The 17,186-nt window shown below is 67.6% G+C and carries 17 protein-coding genes and 1 tRNA gene; 12 read left to right on the forward strand and 6 right to left on the reverse strand.

From position 1 onward, the window contains the following. Window positions 1-51 precede the first annotated feature (51 nt). Both LT972_RS03290 and LT972_RS03295 read left to right on the forward strand, forming a co-directional pair. Window positions 52-209, forward strand: a tRNA-Met gene (locus LT972_RS03290). Window positions 210-412: 203 nt separating this feature from the next. Continuing rightward, window positions 413-685 carry a hypothetical protein gene (locus tag LT972_RS03295; protein ID WP_232571773.1) on the forward strand — a complete coding sequence of 91 codons (273 nt, stop codon included), beginning with the start codon at window positions 413-415 and terminating at the stop codon, window positions 683-685. A gap of 47 nt (window positions 686-732) precedes the next feature. Here LT972_RS03295 and LT972_RS03300 read toward each other — a convergent pair whose 3' ends face one another. Beyond that, window positions 733-1,524: a DNA-methyltransferase gene (locus tag LT972_RS03300; protein ID WP_232571774.1), complete on the reverse strand. Its 792-nt coding sequence runs from the start codon at window positions 1,522-1,524 to the stop codon at window positions 733-735. A gap of 191 nt (window positions 1,525-1,715) precedes the next feature. On the opposite strand from LT972_RS03300, the gene LT972_RS03305 reads away from it, so the two are divergent. The 3 genes from LT972_RS03305 (at window position 1,716) to LT972_RS03315 (ending at window position 3,929) form a co-directional block, all read left to right on the forward strand. After that, a complete protein-coding gene (locus LT972_RS03305) occupies window positions 1,716-2,297 on the forward strand; it encodes a hypothetical protein (RefSeq protein WP_232571775.1) in 582 nt (193 codons plus the stop codon). A gap of 354 nt (window positions 2,298-2,651) precedes the next feature. Further along, on the forward strand, window positions 2,652-2,897 hold the full coding sequence (locus LT972_RS03310; RefSeq protein WP_232571776.1) for a hypothetical protein: 246 nt from the start codon (window positions 2,652-2,654) through the stop codon (window positions 2,895-2,897). A 63-nt stretch (window positions 2,898-2,960) separates the two neighbouring features. Continuing rightward, entirely contained in the window at window positions 2,961-3,929 is a 969-nt protein-coding gene (locus LT972_RS03315) for an aldo/keto reductase (RefSeq protein ID WP_232571777.1), read from the forward strand. 3 nt (window positions 3,930-3,932) lie between these two features. On the opposite strand, the gene LT972_RS03320 is transcribed toward LT972_RS03315, so the two are convergent. Together LT972_RS03320 and LT972_RS03325 are read right to left on the reverse strand one after the other, a co-directional pair. Further along, a complete protein-coding gene (locus LT972_RS03320) occupies window positions 3,933-4,856 on the reverse strand; it encodes a DMT family transporter (protein ID WP_232571778.1) in 924 nt (307 codons plus the stop codon). Between the two features lie 83 nt (window positions 4,857-4,939). After that, the gene (locus LT972_RS03325) at window positions 4,940-5,437 is read right to left on the reverse strand and encodes a CBS domain-containing protein (protein WP_232571779.1); all 498 of its coding nucleotides are present in this window, start codon (window positions 5,435-5,437) and stop codon (window positions 4,940-4,942) included. Window positions 5,438-5,511: 74 nt separating this feature from the next. Between LT972_RS03325 and LT972_RS03330 the strand changes: the two genes are divergently transcribed. Beyond that, window positions 5,512-6,132, forward strand: coding sequence for a ribonuclease H family protein (locus LT972_RS03330; RefSeq protein WP_232571780.1), 621 nt, complete (start codon window positions 5,512-5,514; stop codon window positions 6,130-6,132). 206 nt (window positions 6,133-6,338) lie between these two features. Next, window positions 6,339-7,604, forward strand: a complete 1,266-nt coding sequence (locus LT972_RS03335; RefSeq protein WP_232571781.1) for a hypothetical protein — start codon at window positions 6,339-6,341, stop codon at window positions 7,602-7,604. Between the two features lie 27 nt (window positions 7,605-7,631). Here LT972_RS03335 and LT972_RS03340 read toward each other — a convergent pair whose 3' ends face one another. Beyond that, window positions 7,632-9,890, reverse strand: coding sequence for an NADP-dependent malic enzyme (locus LT972_RS03340; RefSeq protein WP_232571782.1), 2,259 nt, complete (start codon window positions 9,888-9,890; stop codon window positions 7,632-7,634). A gap of 135 nt (window positions 9,891-10,025) precedes the next feature. On the opposite strand from LT972_RS03340, the gene LT972_RS03345 reads away from it, so the two are divergent. The 5 genes from LT972_RS03345 to LT972_RS03365 all read left to right on the forward strand — a co-directional run bounded on the left by LT972_RS03345 (window position 10,026) and on the right by LT972_RS03365 (window position 14,084). Further along, window positions 10,026-10,859 carry a COX15/CtaA family protein gene (locus LT972_RS03345; protein WP_232571783.1) on the forward strand — a complete coding sequence of 278 codons (834 nt, stop codon included), beginning with the start codon at window positions 10,026-10,028 and terminating at the stop codon, window positions 10,857-10,859. 65 nt (window positions 10,860-10,924) lie between these two features. Next, window positions 10,925-11,710 carry a basic amino acid ABC transporter substrate-binding protein gene (locus LT972_RS03350; protein ID WP_232571784.1) on the forward strand — a complete coding sequence of 262 codons (786 nt, stop codon included), beginning with the start codon at window positions 10,925-10,927 and terminating at the stop codon, window positions 11,708-11,710. 3 nt (window positions 11,711-11,713) lie between these two features. Then, window positions 11,714-12,400 (forward strand): amino acid ABC transporter permease, encoded by a 687-nt coding sequence (locus LT972_RS03355; RefSeq protein ID WP_232571785.1) that lies wholly within the window; start codon window positions 11,714-11,716, stop codon window positions 12,398-12,400. Further along, window positions 12,397-13,143: an amino acid ABC transporter ATP-binding protein gene (locus tag LT972_RS03360; RefSeq protein WP_232571786.1), complete on the forward strand. Its 747-nt coding sequence runs from the start codon at window positions 12,397-12,399 to the stop codon at window positions 13,141-13,143. Before LT972_RS03355 ends, LT972_RS03360 begins: the two co-directional genes overlap by 4 nt. Further along, window positions 13,140-14,084: an amino acid ABC transporter permease gene (locus tag LT972_RS03365; RefSeq protein WP_232571787.1), complete on the forward strand. Its 945-nt coding sequence runs from the start codon at window positions 13,140-13,142 to the stop codon at window positions 14,082-14,084. Before LT972_RS03360 ends, LT972_RS03365 begins: the two co-directional genes overlap by 4 nt. Here LT972_RS03365 and LT972_RS03370 read toward each other — a convergent pair whose 3' ends face one another. Together LT972_RS03370 and LT972_RS03375 are read right to left on the reverse strand one after the other, a co-directional pair. Beyond that, window positions 14,085-15,536, reverse strand: a complete 1,452-nt coding sequence (locus tag LT972_RS03370; protein ID WP_232571788.1) for a replication factor C large subunit — start codon at window positions 15,534-15,536, stop codon at window positions 14,085-14,087. Between the two features lie 203 nt (window positions 15,537-15,739). After that, on the reverse strand, window positions 15,740-17,152 hold the full coding sequence (locus LT972_RS03375; RefSeq protein ID WP_232571789.1) for a phenylacetate--CoA ligase family protein: 1,413 nt from the start codon (window positions 17,150-17,152) through the stop codon (window positions 15,740-15,742). Window positions 17,153-17,186: the final 34 nt, after the last annotated feature.

Raw genomic sequence — 17,186 nt, forward strand, 5'->3', positions numbered from 1 at the left:
GTCGACGCAGATGAGAACGTTAAAGAACGGCCTCCCCCTACCCGGAATTGAGCCCGGGTGGCTTAGCTGGTCATAGCGCCGCACTCATAGGGTTCCGAGCTTCGGTGCGGCATCCCACTGCCACGTGGATGCTCAGCATGTCCGCGAGGCCCGCCGAGCCTCGAACCTGGGACATGCGGAGATCGAGGGTTCAAAACCCTCCCCGGGCACTTCTCTCGACGCAACGACGAACGCTAGCGAGGAGTCTATCGGAGAACCTACGCTCTCAATCTCACTCTTGGTTCGTGCGAGTCGCCGGGTGTGCCGTCGGCTGTCCTCCTGCGTGGGTTTCGGGAGCGGTCGACGGCGGCCCGACGGGTCGCCAGAGCCACCGCGGCAAAGCTTTATTGACCAATTCTTGGTACGTGGTGTCATGAGTCAGAACAAGGTTTACCGGGCGCTGATGCACCTCGGAGAGCGGACGACGACTAGCGAACTCCGGACGTATCTCGAGGACGAGTACCCCGACTCGAAGTTGCACCTGTACGCCTCGGACCGACTCCGGAAGCTGGAGGAGAAGGGCGTCGTCGAAATCGACGACGACACACAGCCGTTCGAGGTACGCCTTCTCGACGACGACTGGGAGGGGATACCGAGTTCGCTAGCGAATCGGAGCTTCCCCCCGGAATCGGGGGATTCGGGGTGAGCCGCTACACGCCACGGGGTGCCGTACGCTCCGCTACACGCTCGAAATTACGAACTGAACTCGCTCAGCGAAGTCGACTCCGCTTGCTCCTCCGAGAACACGTCTCCCGCGTCGGCCAGCGAGTCGACGGTCGACTCGAACACGTCCTTCGCGTTCTCGTTCAAGTCACCGAGTACCGCGTCCCTTCCGAGGGAACTGGCCGCGATGCCGACGCTCCCGGACCCCGCGAGCGGGTCGAACACGGTGTCTCCCGGTTGCGTGAAGTGCTCCAGGAGGATGCCGACGACCTTCACCGGTAGCCGGGTCGGGTACTTCGGCATCTCCTTCAGGTAGTTGCGTTTGACGTCCAGCACCGAGAGGTTCGCTTCGCCCTCTTCACAGTGGTCGAACGAGCACTCGTTCGTGTAGTACCAGTCGTCGCCTTTCACGAGCCAGAACAGCTCGTACACGTTGTGCGCGGGACGCTTCTTGCAGTAGGGCGCGAAGTTGTACGTCCAGTACAGCTTCCCCTCCAGTCGCCACGTGTCGTGGTCGAGGGCGGCCTGGTGGAGGCGGTGGCTGTTGTCCATGCCGGAGAAGACGATGGCTTGCCCGTCGTCGACCGTGTTCGCTGCGAGGCAGTCGAACAGCTGTTCGATTCTGTCGTCGTACTGGTCGACGTCCCACTCGACGTATCCGTCGACGACGCGGGATTCGTCGCGGTTGTAGTTCCCGGCTTTGCCGTCGAAGTTCAGGCCGAACGGCGGGTCACAAATCGCGATGTCCGCATCCACGCCGCTCCAATCACGCATGTCGTGTAACTCGTAGTTGAGGTCCCCATAGACATCGCCGGTAGCCATTGCTCTGGGTTACTCAGCAGCGGAGCTTAAATCTGTTGTTGCGCCGGGAGAGCAGTAGCGCAGGCGACTGTTCGGAGCACTGACGACCCGTGTCGAACTCGCGGTCTCCCGCGGTCCGTGTGCTCCGCGGGAGGCGGAGACGTGTCGGAACGCAATCTTCAAATCCGGACACCGAAGCTTCTGAACAGAGTATGATTAGTGACGAGGAGTACGCTAGCGACCTCGTGGCGTCGATCGACGTCGACCGGTACGCGACGCTCGTGCAATCCGTCGGGAACCAACTGAACGGTCGAAAGGACCGGTTCGACAAGTCTGACATCATCGAACGGTGTCTGGAGGTCTACACCGACGGGCGTCTGGAGTGGGTCGACGACGAGGGCCGGGACTTCGTCGACACCAAGTACGGGTGTGACGTCGAGTTCAAGTACGAGTCGGACATGCTGTTCACGAACGTCCGCAAGGACGAGCGCGACCCGAACCCGCGGTTGCACAACAGCCTGGGGACAAACGAGAAAGACGAACTCCCGAACCCGGCGGAGTTCTACTTGCTCGGCCAGCAGGACGCTATCGGGGTCGTCTCCTACGGCGTCTTCGCGGACGACAGCAAGCGCTCTCGTCTCGTTCAGGAGGGGGACGCGTTCATCGGCGACCTCTACACCGAAGACATTGCGTTTCTCTTCACGCCCGAAGACGTCGACGACGTCGACACGGTCGACGTCAACTACAAAGAGCGGAAGATGGAGATGCAGATGGAACTGATTCAGTCGATCTAGTGACTCGGTTTTCGACCGAGTGTGTGCGACCGGTGTTCCCGCGACGTTCTCCGGCCCCGCCTGTCCGGTGTATCGGCTGGCGGCGCGCTCGGTAGGGTGGCCGTACGCCGCGTTCCGACGCGGGTCGTTCTCGCGGACTGACGAGAGGATTGCCACCGACTGCCGACCGTCAGACCCTCCGAATCCGAGTTACGCTTTCAGAGAGGTGGATAAACTTTCTAACCGTCCCTAAATACGTCGTGAACAGTCGTTTAGTCGGTGTATCACCGGCTAAATCGTGGTGAAAACCGGCCAACGGTCGACCCCCTATATGGGGTCCCCGGTTGTACGGATGGATGACGAGGTGAGAACAAGATGTCAACCCCCTCCCGCTCCGCGCTCGCCGACGCCGCATCGGACGCCGTCAAGACGCCAGCGTCCGCGACCCTCCTGAAGCCCTTCGAGGTCGCGGGTTTCTGGGCGGCCGTCGCGCTGCCGTTCCTCTACCTGCCCCTCGTGGTCTCCGGCCCCGCGACGTCCGCCGAGCAGACCGCGCTGGTCGCGCTGGTCGGCGCGCACGTGCTCTCCCTGCTGCTCGGCCACCGACACCGCGCGGAGTGACACCACACCGACGAGTCGCCCGAAGACGGACCGCTTAACACCGCCCTCCTTCTCTCTCCTTCCATGGCCTTGGACTCCGTGCCGCTCGGCCGCACCGGCCTCCGAGTCTCGGAAGTCGCGTTCGGCACGTGGCGGTTCGGCCGCGAGAACGACGAGGGCGACGTGGAGGTCGGCCGCGAGCGAGCGCACGCCCTGCTCGACGCGTACGCCGACGCCGGCGGTCGCTTCATCGACACCGCGGACATGTACGGCGCGGGCCGCGCCGAGCGCTACATCGGCGAGTGGCTCGCCGAGCGCGACCGCGAGGACTTCGTCGTCGCCTCCAAGATTTACTGGCCGACCCGCGACGACCCGAACGGCCGCGGTCTGAACCGCAAGCACCTCCGGCACAACGTCGACGAGATTCTGGAGCGCCTCGGCACGGACTACGTCGACCTGCTGTACGTCCACCGTTGGGACGACGAGACGCCCGCTCGCGAGTTCATGCGCACGCTCGACGGGTTCGTGCGCGACGGCAAGGTCAACTACCTCGGCGCGTCGACGTTCGAGCCGAACGCGTGGAAGGTCGCGAAGGCCAACGAGATCGCGCGCCGCGAGGGGTACGAGCCGTTCACCGTCGCCCAGCCGCGGTACAACGCCGTGAACCGCGAAATCGAGGGGAACTACCTCGACATGTGCCGGGATTACGACGTCGGCGTCGTGCCGTGGTCGCCGCTCGCGGGCGGCTTCCTCACCGGGAAATACACGCGCGGCGAGGAACCCCCGGAGGGCACGCGTGGCGCGACCGACCAGCAGTTCGTCGACTCCTACCTCACGCCGGAGAACTTCGACGCCCTCGAAGAGATAGAGGCGGTCGCGCGGGACGTGGGCGCGACGCCCGCGCAGGTGTCGCTCGCGTGGCTCACCCACCACGACCAAGTCGTCGCGCCCATCACGGGCGCCCGGACGCCCGAGCAACTCCGCGAGAACCTCGACGCCGCGGACATCGAACTCACCACCGAGCAGTTCCAGCGCATCGCCGACGCGAAATAGGGCCTACGCCCACGACGTCCGCACTTTCTCGATTTCGTCGGCGAGCGCGCGCCGTTTCAGCAAGCAGAAGCCGGCGAAGATGACGAGGAACCCGAGGACGACGTTCGACGTGACGGGTTCGTTCGTGACAACGACGCCGCCGGCCGCCGCGAACACGGGCGCGACGTAACTCACCATGTTGATTTCGATGGGGCCGAGGCGGTCGAGGAGTTCGAAGTAGACGAGGAAGCCGGCGGCGCTCGCGGCGAGCGAGAGGTACGCGAGCGCCCAGAGCGCGTCGCTGGAGTCGGGAATCGCCTGCGTCTCGCCCATGCCGAGGCTGAGCAGGTGCATCAGGACGGCGCCGATGAGCATCGCCCACGCCTCCAGGGTCTCGATGGCGAGGTCGTCGTCGACGCGCTGGGTGAGCACGCTCCCGAGCGCGAAACTCGCGGCGGCGAGCGCGACGAGCAGTTCGCCGACGGTGCTCTCCCCGAGGAGGTTCGCGAAGTTCGGGTCCGACAGCACGACGACGCCGACGAGGCCGAGGAGGATGCCCGCCACGCCGACGACGGACAGGCGCTCGGAGGGGAGGAAGGCGCGCGCGAACCCCGTCGTGAACACGGGACCGAGGCCGACGAGGACGGCGGCCGCGGCGCTGGAGACGCCGGGACTCGTCTCGCCGACGAACAGGAAGGCGTGGTACGCCGCGATAATCAGGACGGCGGCGATGCCGACCGTGGTCCAGTCGGCGCGGGAGCGCGGCCGCCACTGGTCGGTGACGCGCGCCGCGTACGCGAGCATGATGACGCCCGCGACGTCGTAGCGCACCGCCGCGAACAGCACCGGTTCGAAGCCCGCGCGGAGGCCGGCCTTGATGGCGACGAACGCCGACCCCCAGACCGCCGCGAGCGCGAGAAACAGAACTGCGTTCCGGTAGTTGGTCACGTCACTACTCCACTCGCGGGGACGTTTACGGTTTCGAACCCGGCGGGATTTTGCCGGCTACGCGACCGCCGCTGAACCGCCGGCTACGCGTCCCCCGAGCGTTCGGCGTGGAGCGCGCGCAACACGTCCTCGCGGGTGACGATGCCCACCAACTCCTCGCCCTCGACGACCGGCACGCGGTTCACGTCGCGGTCGTCGTTCGCGAGGATTTCGAGGATGTCGTCGACACTCGCGTCCGGCGCGACGGTCAACACGTCGGTCGTCATAATCTTCTTCACGGGCTTGCCGGCGTTCCGCGCGAGGTCGAGTTCCGTCTCCAGTTCGTCCCACGACAGCTCGAAGCCGTACTCCAGGGATTCGAGGAACGGCGGCAGGCCGATGGGAATCCAAACCGTCCGGCTCTTCGGCTGGAACAGCTCAACCATGTCTCGCTGGGTGACGACGCCGACGAGTCGGTTCTCGTCGTCCACCACCGGGAAGCCTGTGAACTTCCGCTTCGCGAGTTTCTGGAGGACTTCGCTGACTTCCTCGGACTGTTCGACGGTCTCCACGTCGGCGGTCATCAGGTCGCGTGCCTGCATGCGTGAACCGTCGCGGGCGGGGTTGGTATTCGTACCGGCGTACTGCTTAAGTGGTGTCGCGCTGAACCACTGGTATGGCCATCGTGGGCCGGTCCGACCTTCGGGACCTGTTCGACGACTCTCCGACGCCGCACATCGCGCACCCGCCCCAGACCCACCACCGAGACTTCTACGTCGCCACCGACGGCTCGTACGCCAGCGACGGCAGCGGCCTCGGCGCGCTCATCGAGACGCGGGACGGCGAGCGCGTGGCGCGCCTCTCGGTGCCCGACGAGGCGCCCGACAACAACGTCGCCGAGTACCGAGCGCTCCACCTCGGTCTCGACATCCTCGCCGCGCGCACGCCGCCGACGGCGAGCGTCGGCGTGCTCGTCGACCACAACGACCTCGCCGCGAACGTCAACACGGCGGCGCTCGCGTCCCGGACGCGGGACTATCGGCCCATCGGTGAGTTCTCCGTGCCGGACGCCGCGCGCCACCACTGGCGGGGCATCCGCGCTCGCGTCGTCGGGTTCAGCGAACTCCGCGCGGCGCAGGTCGACAGCAGCCACAACCCCGCCCACGTCCTCGCGAACCAGCCCGACCAGTACGCGCACGTCAACGACGAACCGGCGCGCTGTGTCCTCCCCGGCAGCGACGACTCGGACCCACAGATTCCGCCGCCATCCCGCGCCGACCGACACGCCAGCGACTGACAGCGGTGTCGCTCGCTCCGGCGAGCGACTGGCCGATGGCGGTGTCGCGGGAGGCGACTGACCGGTGGCGGTGTCGCAGGAGGCGACTGACCGATGGCGGTGTCGCGAAAAATGTCTCTTCGCGTGTCGCGCGAGCCACAAGGTTGAATCGGGGGCGGTGCCGAGAGGAGTCCATGAGCGGCAGTCCCGCGGCCGGTGGTGCGTGAGTGGCGTCCGTCTCCTCCGCGCACCTCGTGTTGTTCATCGCCGCCGTCCTCGTGGCGGCGGCCGTCGCGGGCACGTTCACGAGTAGCGCGTCCAGACTCGGGAACGCGATTGCGGAGGACAGCAGCGTCGAGGCCGAACAGGTGGACGCCGAGATTCGCGTCGTCAGCGACCCGAGCAACGCCGAAACCATCTACGACCCGACGACGGAGACGCTGACGGTGGTGGTGAAGAACACGGGCGACGAGGTGTTGTCCGCGGCGCCCGAGGACGTGGTCGTGCTGGTGAACGGCACCTACCAGTCCGACGTGCGCACGACCGTCCTCACGGGCGACGACTGGCGGCCGGGTGACTTGCTCCGCGTGCGAGCGAACGTCTCGCTCCCCGAGCAGTCGGAGACGCGCGTCGTCGTCGCGCCGACCGGCTCCCGAGACCTCCTCGAGTTCACGACGCCGGACTTCGCGCCCGACCGGTCCGAATTGGTGTTCGTGAACGCGTCGTCGGGCGCGCTCCGCACCATCGACGCGGGCGGGTCGATAACCCAGTACGGCGTGAACGCAACCGCAATTGGACCGAAGCAGGTGGACTTCGACGACGACGAGCGCCTCGAAATCCCGTTCGTGACCGACGCCGGCGCGCTCCGCCTCGTCGACGCGACAGGCGAGGAGACGACGCTCGTCGCGTCCGGCGTCGAGACGAACCGGACCCTGCTCGCGGTGGGGGCGTGGCGCGGCGAGACGAGCGTCTACTACGTGAACGAGTCCGACGGCGACACGCTCTACCGGGTGCGGCCGGGCGCTTCGCCCACCCAGATTCTCGTGGGCGGGAGTAGCCAGTCGGCGGGCGCCGTGGCGGGCGTCGCGGACGTGAACGGCGACGGCGACACCGACCTCGTGTTCGCGAACGCCACGCAGGACCTGTTCTTCGTGGACGGCGACAGCGCCGCGCGAATCACGACCGTCGGACTGGCCGAGGGCGTCGGCGTCGGCCAGCCCCGCGAGTTCGACAGCGCGCCGCCGTCCCGCGTTCCGGTCATGGACGACACCGGGAACGTCTCGCTGTACGACGCGACGGGCGTGGAGACCCAACTCACGACCGACGGCGCCAACGACACCGGGCCGGTCGCCGGGTTCGACTGGACGGACGACGGCAACCCCGACCCGCAGGTGACACTCGTTGAGGATGGCGTCATCAAGTACGTCGAAGCCGACGGAACCATCGAAACTCGCGCAGACGTAAACGCGAGCGCCGAAGTCGGCGTCGCGTGACGGCCGAGAGAAAAGCGAGTCGGCGGCCTACTCTTCCTGCGCGTCGACGACGGCGACGGCGGCGAGGTTCACGATGTCCTTGACTTCGTCGCCGCGCTGGAGGACGTGGACCGGTTCACCCATCCCGACCAGCATCGGGCCGATGGCGTCCGCGCCGCCGAGGCGCTGCAGGAGCTTGTAGCCGATGTTGCCGGCTTCGAGGTTCGGGAAGATGAGGACGTTCGCGGGCTCTTCGAGGTCCGAGAAGCCGTACGTGCCCTGCAGGATGTCCTCGACGACGGCGGTGTCGGCCTGCATCTCGCCGTCGACGGGGAAGTCGATGGCCTCGTCGTCGCGCAGCATCGCGGCGGCCTCGCGGGGTTTCCGCGTGCCCTCGTTGTCGACGCTCCCGAAGTTCGAGTACGACAGCATCGCGACCCGGGGGTCGACGTTGAAGCGGCGCGCGAGGTCCGCGGTGTGACGCGCGACCTCAGCGAGCACGTCGGCCTCCGGGTCCTGATTGACGGTGGCGTCCGCGCAGAAGATGACGCGGTTCTTGAACGTCAGCATGTAGACGCCGGCGACGTAGTCGGCGTCGGGCGCGGTGCCGACGACCTGCAGGGGCGGACGGAGCGCGCTCGGGTAGTGGTGGGTGAGGCCGGTGAGGAACGCGTCGGCGTCGCCGGCTTCGACCATCGTCGACCCGAGGTAGTTCGGGTCGCGCTCCACGAGGCTCTTGGCCTCGCTCTCGGTGATGCCCTTGCGCTTGCGGAGTTCGTAGAGGCGGTCGGCGTACGCCGCGTGGTCGCCCTCGTCGGGGTCGACGATTTCGGGGTCGAAGTCGAGGCCGAGGCCGTCGACGACGCCGTGGATGGTGTCGCGGTCACCGAGCAGGACGGGGTGGGCGATGCCCTCCTCGGCCATCTGGTAGGCCGCGCGAATCATCTTCTCGTCGTCGCCCTCGCCGAGCGCGACGCGCTTGGGGTCGCTCTTGGCCTTGTTGAGGACGATGCGCATCATCTCGCGGCTCTTCCCGAGGCGCGCTTCGAGTTCCTCGCGGTACTCCTCGAGGTCGAGGCTCGTCCGGGCGACGCCGGACTCCTGGGCGGCTTTCGCGACGGCGGGCGCCACCTCGAACAGCACGCGCGGGTCGAGCGGTTTCGGGATGATGTACTCGGAGCCGAACTGGAGGGGCTGGTCGCCGTAGGCCTTCACGACCTCGTCGGGCACGTCCTGTTTCGCGAGGTCGGCGAGCGCCTCGGCGCACGCGACTTTCATGTCCTCGTTGATGTCCGTCGCGCGCACGTCGAGTGCGCCCCGGAAGATGAAGGGGAACCCGAGGACGTTGTTCACCTGGTTCGGATAGTCCGAGCGCCCGGTCGCCATGATGACGGTGTCGTCGCGGGCGTTCTTCGCGTCCTCGTAGGCGATTTCGGGGTCTGGGTTCGCCATCGCGAACACGATGGGGTCGTCGGCCATCGACTGCACCATCTCCTCGCTGACGATGCCGCCGACCGAGAGGCCGACGAACACGTCCGCGCCGTCCATCGCGTCCGCGAGGTCGCCGCCGTCTCCCGGCTGGGCGAACTCGGCCTTGAACTCGTTGACGTCGCGGTCCTCGGTGATGACGCCCGAGGAGTCACACATCGTGACGTTCTCCCGTTTCACGCCGAGGCTGACGTAGAAACGCGCCGAGGCGATGGCGGACGCGCCGGCGCCGGAGAAAACGACTTCCAGTTCGGAGAGGTCCTTGCCCGCGATTTCGGCGGCGTTCAGGAGCGCGGCGCCCGAGATGATGGCGGTGCCGTGTTGGTCGTCGTGGAACACCGGGATGTCCATCTCCTCGCGGAGGCGGGTCTCTATCTCGAAGCACTCCGGCGCCTTGATGTCCTCTAGGTTGATGCCGCCGAACGTCGGTTCCATCGCGGCGACGCTCTCGACGACGTCGTCGGCGTCGGTCTGGTCGAGCTCGATGTCGAAGACGTCGATGTCGGCGAATCGCTTGAACAGCACGCCCTTCCCCTCCATCACGGGCTTGGAGGCCTGCGCGCCGATGTCGCCGAGGCCGAGAACTGCCGACCCGTTGGAGACGACGCCGACCATGTTGCCCTTCGTCGTGTACGTGAACGCGTCGTCGGGGTCGTCGGCTATCTTCCGGCAGGGCGCGGCGACGCCGGGCGAGTACGCGAGCGAGAGGTCGCGTTGCGTGTTCGTCGGCTTCGTCGTCGCGATTTCGAGTTTTCCGGGCGGGTCGCTGGCGTGGTACTCCAGCGCGTCGTCGTCCAGCGCGTCGTCGTCGGTTCCCATACTCAGTCCTGCCGCGGCATCCGGCAAAAGCCTGTCCCAACGCGTCGAATCTGTGGTTCGTCGTTCGTCGAAGTCGGTTCTCGCGGGCGCGCGGAAGACGACACGCATACGTACCGAGCGCCGAAAGTCGAAACGATGGCTCGCCGCTCGTACTACCTCGCGGCCGCGACGACCGCGCTCACGTTCGTGCTCATCCTGCTCGGGGAGTTCACCGCCGTCTCCGCGTCGGGTGCGACGTGCGGACTGGAGTGGCCGTACTGCAACGGACAACTGCTCCCGTTCGGCCTGCCGCTCCACGACTTCATCGAGTGGTTCCACCGCTTCGTGGCGATGATCGTCGGCTTCTTCATCCTCGGCACCGGCGCCGTCGCGTGGCGGAACTACGACCAGCGGGACGTCCGCCTCGGCGGCGTCCTCGCCGTCGTCCTCCTGCCCCTGCAGGTGATTCTCGGCGGCACCACCGTGACGTTCAGCGGCCTCGTCCCGTGGGGGTACATGCCGCTCACGCAGGCGATTCACCACCTCGCCGCGCTCGCCATATTCACCGCGCTCGTCTACACGACGCTCCGCATGCGCGAACTCGCGGGCGTCGGCGTCGGCCGCGTCCGCACCGCCGCGCTCGCCGGCCTCGCCGTCCTCCCGTTCGAACTCGCGTTCTCCCGGAACACGCTGTTCGCGGTGTACGGCACGCGCGTCCAGATGGCCCACCACTTCTTCGAGTTGCTCGTGTTCACCGCCGCGCTCGCCGGGTTCGTGTGGGCGCGCCGCCGCGGCGACCGCACCGCCGAGCGTGCCACCGCGCTCGCCGCGGGGCTCGTCACCGCTCAGATTCTGCTCGGCGTCGGCCTGTTCCAGTTCTCCGCCGCGGTCCAACTGGCGTACTACGCGCTCGCCGCCGCCGTCGGTGCGTTGCTGGTCGCCGCCGTCCGCACGGCCGCCCGCGACGGGCCGGCCGCGGCGACGACCTGACGGCGCGCGAACGCTTGCGTCGTCTGGTGTGTTTAAGTCCACGGGCGTGCTACGGTCGACACACCATGACAGATATCAGCAGGCGGACGTATCTCAAGAGCGTCGGCGGGACGGGCGTCGCGCTCTCGGTCGCGGGCTGTTCTAGCATCCTCGGCGGCGGCAGCGCCGGCACCATCGTCCCCGGCACCGCGTCCGGGTTCCCGCCGTTCGAGTTCGTCAACGAACAGGGCGAACTCGTCGGCTTCGACGTCGACCTGCTGACGGCGGTCGTCGACGAGACCGACTACGAACTCGGCGAGTGGTCGGACCTCAACTTCGACACGCTCATCACCGCGCTCCAGAACGACCAGATCGACACCATCGCCGCGGCGATGACCATCACCGAGGGCCGCGACGAGACCATCGACTTCACGGACCCCTACTACGACGCCAACCAGGCCGTCCTCGTCCGGGAGAACAGCGACTTCCGCCCGTCCGGCACCGGCGACCTCGCGGACCGCCCCATCGGCGCGCAGTCCGGCACCACCGGCGAGAGCGAGATGCAGGCGCTCGTCGAAGAGGGCGTCGTCTCCGAGTCCCAGACGACGGCCTACGAGAACTACGTGCTCGCCGTGCAGGACCTCGTGAACGGGAACGTCGACGCCGTCATCGTCGACACCCCGGTCGCGGAGACGTTCGTCGCGGACCGCCCCGTGGTCTCCGCGTTCACCATCGAGACCGGCGAACAGTACGGCTTCGGCGTCCGCACGAACGACGACGACCGCCAGCAAGCGCTCAACGAGGGCCTGCAAGCCGTGATGGACGACGGCACCTACGAGGAACTCACGCGCAAGTGGTTCGCTAGCGAGTAAGGGATGGACGCGACGCTACTCCCCCTGCAGGCCGAGACCGACTGGGCGTTCGTCTGGCGACAGCGCCAGTTCTTCGTCGAGGGGACGTGGATAGCCGTCCAACTCACCTTCTTCAGCATCGTGCTCGGCTTCCTCCTCGGCCTGCCCGCCGGCGTCGCCGAGGCGTACGGCGGTCGGTACAGCAAGGGCGTCGTCCGCCCGGTGGGCGTCGCGCTCCGCGGCACGCCGATTCTCGTCATCATCGCCATCACGTACTTCGCGGTCGGCGTCTCCCCCGTCTTCCTCGCGGCGACCGTCGCACTCGGCCTGCGGAGCGCCGCCTACCAGAGCCAAATCTTCCGGGGCGCCATCGAGAGCGTCAGCGGCGGACAGATGGAGGCCGCGCGAGCGGTCGGCCTCTCGAAACTCGAAGCCATCCGCCACGTCGTCCTCCCGCAGGCGCTCCGCCGGTCCGTCCCGGGCTTCCAGAACGAGTTCACTATCGTGCTCAAAGACACCAGCATCGCGTACGCCATCGGCGTCGCGGAACTACTGAAACGCTCCAGTGACCTCTACTCGATTCGCACCTCCGCCGCGCTCGAAGTGTTCCTCGCGGCGTCTGCGATATACTTCGTGTTGACGTTCACCGTGAACCGCGGCATCGAAGCCGTCCACCGCCACGTCGCCATCCCCGGAGGTGAGACGCAGTGACCGACCCGCTCGTGGACGTCGACGACGTCTACAAGAGCTACGGCGAGGAGCGCGTCCTCGACGGCATCTCCTTCGAGATGGACCGACAGGACGTGCAAGTCCTCGTCGGACCCTCTGGCTCCGGGAAGTCGACGATGCTCCGATGCATCAACCGCCTCACGGACATCGACGACGGCGACATCGCGCTCGACGGCACCTCCATCTTCGACATCGACGAGAACGACCTGCGCCGCGACGTGGGGATGGTGTTCCAGGACGGCAACCTCTTCGCGCACCTCACCGCCATCGAGAACGTCAAACTCGGCCTGAAGCGCGTCCGCGATATGGGCGACAAGAAGGCCACCGAGAAGGCGGCGTGGGAACTCGAACAGGTCGGCCTGCGCGAGCAGGCGAACTCCTACCCGGCGGAACTCTCCGGCGGGCAGAAACAGCGCGTCGGCATCGCTCGCGCGCTCGCGATGGACCCGAAACTGATGCTGTTCGACGAACCCACGTCCGCGCTCGACCCGGAACTCATCGGTGAAGTGCTCGCGGTGATGCGGGAACTCGCCGACGAGGGGATGACGATGCTCGTCGTCACCCACGAGATGCGGTTCGCGCGACAGGTCGCGACCGACATCATGTTCCTCGAAGACGGCCGCATCGTCGAACACGGGCCGCCCGAACAACTGTTCGAGGACCCGGAGAACGAGCGCACGGCGTCGTTCCTCGGTCGCCTCACCGAACTCCACGGCGGCCAATGAGCCGGCTGACGCAGCGCGCCGTCCGGAACGGGATGCTCGCCGTCTTCTGGACGTGGCTCTCCCTCCGGTTGCTGAACGACTGGCTCGGCGGCCTCGTCGTCGACCGCGGCGAGCCGTTCTTCCGGCCTGCGCCCGTGGAGGCGGCCGCGAACGCGTTCGCAGACGTCGCAGACGGCGGTGTGATTTTCGCGTGGGCCGGCCTCGTCGCGGATCTCCTCGACTCCATCGCGTTCGGGATGACGTACCTCCCGGACCTCGCTGCGGGCGCGTGGGCGACCGTCGTGTTGACGGTGCTCGGCATCTCGCTGGGCGTTCTGCTCGCGGTGCCACTCGCCGCGGCGCGCGTCTACGGTCGCGTCACGCGCTGGGTCTCACTCGCGTTCATCGAACTCATTCGGGGAACGCCGCTGCTCGCCCAGTTGTTCGTGTTGTACTACGCGCTCCCGCTGTCGCGGTGGTTCGCGGAGGTGCCGTTCGTCGGGTCGGGAATCGTCCCGGCCCAAGCGTTCTGGGTCGCCGTCGTCGGCTTCATCGTCAACAGCGCGGCGTACCAGGCCGAGTACATCCGCGGGTCCATCGAGAGCGTCGACCCCGGCCAACTCACGGCGGCCCGCGGCATCGGCCTCTCGAAAATCGAGGGCATCCGGTTCGTCGTGCTGCCGCAGGCGCTCCGGTACGCCATCCCGAGTTGGACGAACGAACTCGTCTACCTCGTGAAGTACTCGTCGCTGGCGTCCTTCATCACCGTCACCGAACTGTACCGGGCGGCGCGCGCCGTCGCCTTCGAGAACTTCCGCTTCCTCGATATGTTCCTGCTGGCGGCGGTCGTCTACCTCCTGCTCGTGCTCTCCGCCACCACGACGATGGAGTGGGTGCGCAAGCAGGTCGCCATCCCGGGCGTCGGCGGGAGCGGCGACGGCCGCGGTCCCAGCGTGAAGTAATCAGAAGAACTCGTCTAACCCCTTCTGCTGGTCGTCGTCACCGGCGTCGTCGCTCGCGGTGTCCTCGGCCGCCTCGTCGCCGTCGTCCACCAGCACGTCGTCCTCGCTTTCGCTCGTCTCGTCCGTTTCGTCGTCGGTGCGCGTCGCGCCCTCGAACGCGCCGCCCGAGTGCTCGACTGCTTCCTCCGCTTTGAGTTCCGCGGCGTCCTCGACGATGGACTCGACCTTGTTCGTCGTCTTCCCCGAACCAGTGACGAACGAGACGTGTTCCTCGCTGAGGTCGTAGGCCGCCGTCATCGCCACCGTCAGTTCGCGGTTCTTGCAGTGGTGGGTCATCGCTTCGAGGAACGGCAGAATCTCGTTGCGCGCCGTCGCCATGCTACACCCCGCCTCGTCGGCGATGTGGCGCGCGACGTAGTCGCGTTTCTCGCGAGTCCCTCTACTGCTTCCGAGTTTCCGCCAGTAGGACGGCGGGCCGTAGCGCGTCCACCCGCCGTGGTCGCGCTCGCGGGCGGCCGCCACGCCCGCCGCGATGTTGTCCGTCGCGTACCGCCAGTACGAGTAGTTCTGCGTCGCGCGCACCCGACCGAGCCACACGTCCGCGTTCGACAGGAACTCGTAAGCGGTCGCCAACTCCGCGCCCGAGTAGTCCTTCGGGACGTTGTCCTCCACCCAGTTCACGAGGTCGTCGGGCGTCTCGTCCACGTCGTAGGCGGCTTCGAGCGCCGACTGCGCGTCGTGGACCTTGATGAGGTCGTCGAGGAAATCGAAGACGCCCTCCGAGCGGTCGCGCTCGCCCATCACCACGTCGTCCTCGGTGAGGCGTTCGGTCTCCTCGGCGAGCGCCTGCAGGTCGTTGACCGCCGACCGCAGGTCCCCGGAGTTCTGCTCGGCGATGGCGTCGAGCGCGGCGTCGTCGTACTCCACGCCCTCCCGCCGGCAGATGTCCCGCAACACGGGTACGATAGAGCGCTTGGACACGTCCCGGAACTCGATGTCCCGGCACGCCGACCGCAGCGAGTTGCTCATGTCGTAGAACTCGTTGGCGATGAGAACGATGGGCTGTGTCGCCTCCTTCACGAGGCGCGTGATGGCCGCGGAGCCGCCGCGGTCCACGTTCCCGTGGAGGTTGTCGGCCTCGTCCATCACCACGAGTTTCCGCCCGCTCGACCCGCCGGTGAGCGTGCCGGACTTCGCGGCTTCGCCGGCGACGCGCTCGACCACGTCCGCGGTGCGCTGGTCGGAGGCGTTCAACTCCACCACGTCCCAGCCGACGTCGTTCGCGAGCGCGTGCGCCGCGGACGTCTTCCCGACGCCCGGACTGCCGTGGAGAATCACCGCCTCCCCGTGGTCGCCCCACGACCGCGCCCAGTCCCGGAAGTCGTCGCGCGCGGAGTCGTTCCCGCGGACCTCCGACAGCGACGACGGCCGGTACTTCTCCGTCCAATCCATTGGTGCGTGGTAGGCGCGAACCGCGTTTAGTGGTTGCGGAGAGCGTCGTCCGAACGCAGTGAGGACGACGTTACAGCGAGCGGGGAGGAACGACCCGCGAGCCGCGTTCTCGGGCGAAGCGAGTTCACGTTACAGCGAGCGGGGAGGAACGACCCGCGAGCCGCGTGCCCGACCGAGGCGACCAGCGAGAGCGCGCCCGCGAGTCAGTCGATTTCGGACCGGACGTGCCGGAACTTCCCGCTGCGTTCGTCGCGTTGTGGCGGCGTGGCGGCGCGTTCGACGCGGACGTCGGTGACGCCGCGGGCCGCGAGGAACGACTGGAGGTCGGATTCGACCTGCGTCCAGACGTCGTCGCCGGTTCGGTCGCCAGCGGTCTCGATGTGGACGCGGAGCGCGTCCGCAGCGGTGCGGACGATTTGGGCGCGACGGACGCCCGGGACCTCCTCGACGACGGTGGAGAGCGCGAGCGGGAACACCGGCACGTCGCCGTCCGCGGTCTGGAACCGGAGCACGTCGCCCGCGCGCCCCTCGACGTCGATGGCGGGGAACGCGCTCCCGCAGGGACAGGGGTCGGGGTGGACGGTGACGCTGTCCCCGAGGTCGTACCGGATAATCGGCTGGATGCGGTTCGCGAGGTTCGTGAGGAGGACGGTGTGCGAGGATTCGCCCGCGGGGACGCGCTCGTACTGCTCGTCGACGGGTTCGAGAATCGCCCAGTCGGTGTTGACGTGGCGGTTCCCGCGCGCGCACTCGACGGCGACGAATCCGCACTCGGTGGCCGCGTACACCTCGCGGACGGCGCAGTCGAAGGCGGCCGCGAGTTCGCGCTTGCCGGCGTCGGTGATGGGTTCGGCCGTCGGGCTGACGAGCGCGGGCGAGACGTCGAGGCGGCCGTCGCGCTGAGCGCGCGCGAGTTCGAGGAGCACCGTCGCGTAGCCGACGAGGAACGCGGGCTGGAACTCGTCGACGGCGGCGACGAGTTCGTCTAGCGGTCGGGTCGGGGAGAACAGCCGGAGTCGGTCCCGGAGGAATCGGGATTCGCGCGCGAGCAGGGCGACGCCGGACGCGCCGGCGAAGTGGCCGCCCGCGACGGCGACTTCCGCGCCGCGGGCGTCGTTGGCGAGGATGCGGTACAACGGGGTCAGACCGAGGACGGCGTCGGCTATCCAGCGGTCGGGCACCACTTGGACGAGGTGGAGCGCCGCGTCGTCTTGGAGGAAGACGCCGGGTTCGCCGGTCGTGCCGGACGTCGTCCACACGGGGTAGCGCCCGAGGAGTCGGCGCCCGACGTTCGCGTCGTCGGCGAGGAACGCGTCGACGCGCTCTCTGGTGACGGCGGTGTCCGTCACCACGTCGTCGAAGTTCGCCATCAGCGTCGGTTTCGTCACCGGCGGGAACCGTTCGAGGTCGGTGGTTCCCTCGGGTACGTCGGCGTAGTGTCGCCGGTAGAACCGGGACTGGCGGCGCGCGAACGACAGCAGGTCGCGAAGTCGGCGGCGCCGTCGGGCGGCGATAGCGTCGGCGTCCGCCCACTTCGCGCGCCAGACGTCGACTGTCAGGCGCGCCCGGTCGAGTCGGGACGCTCCGTTCGCGTCGCCGTGCGCGTGTCGGGCCATGAGAGTCGGTACGGCCTCGGAATACTTAGAGTTC

Origin of the sequence: Halobacterium litoreum (assembly GCF_021233415.1) — an archaeon.
GTDB classification, from domain to species: domain Archaea; phylum Halobacteriota; class Halobacteria; order Halobacteriales; family Halobacteriaceae; genus Halobacterium; species Halobacterium litoreum.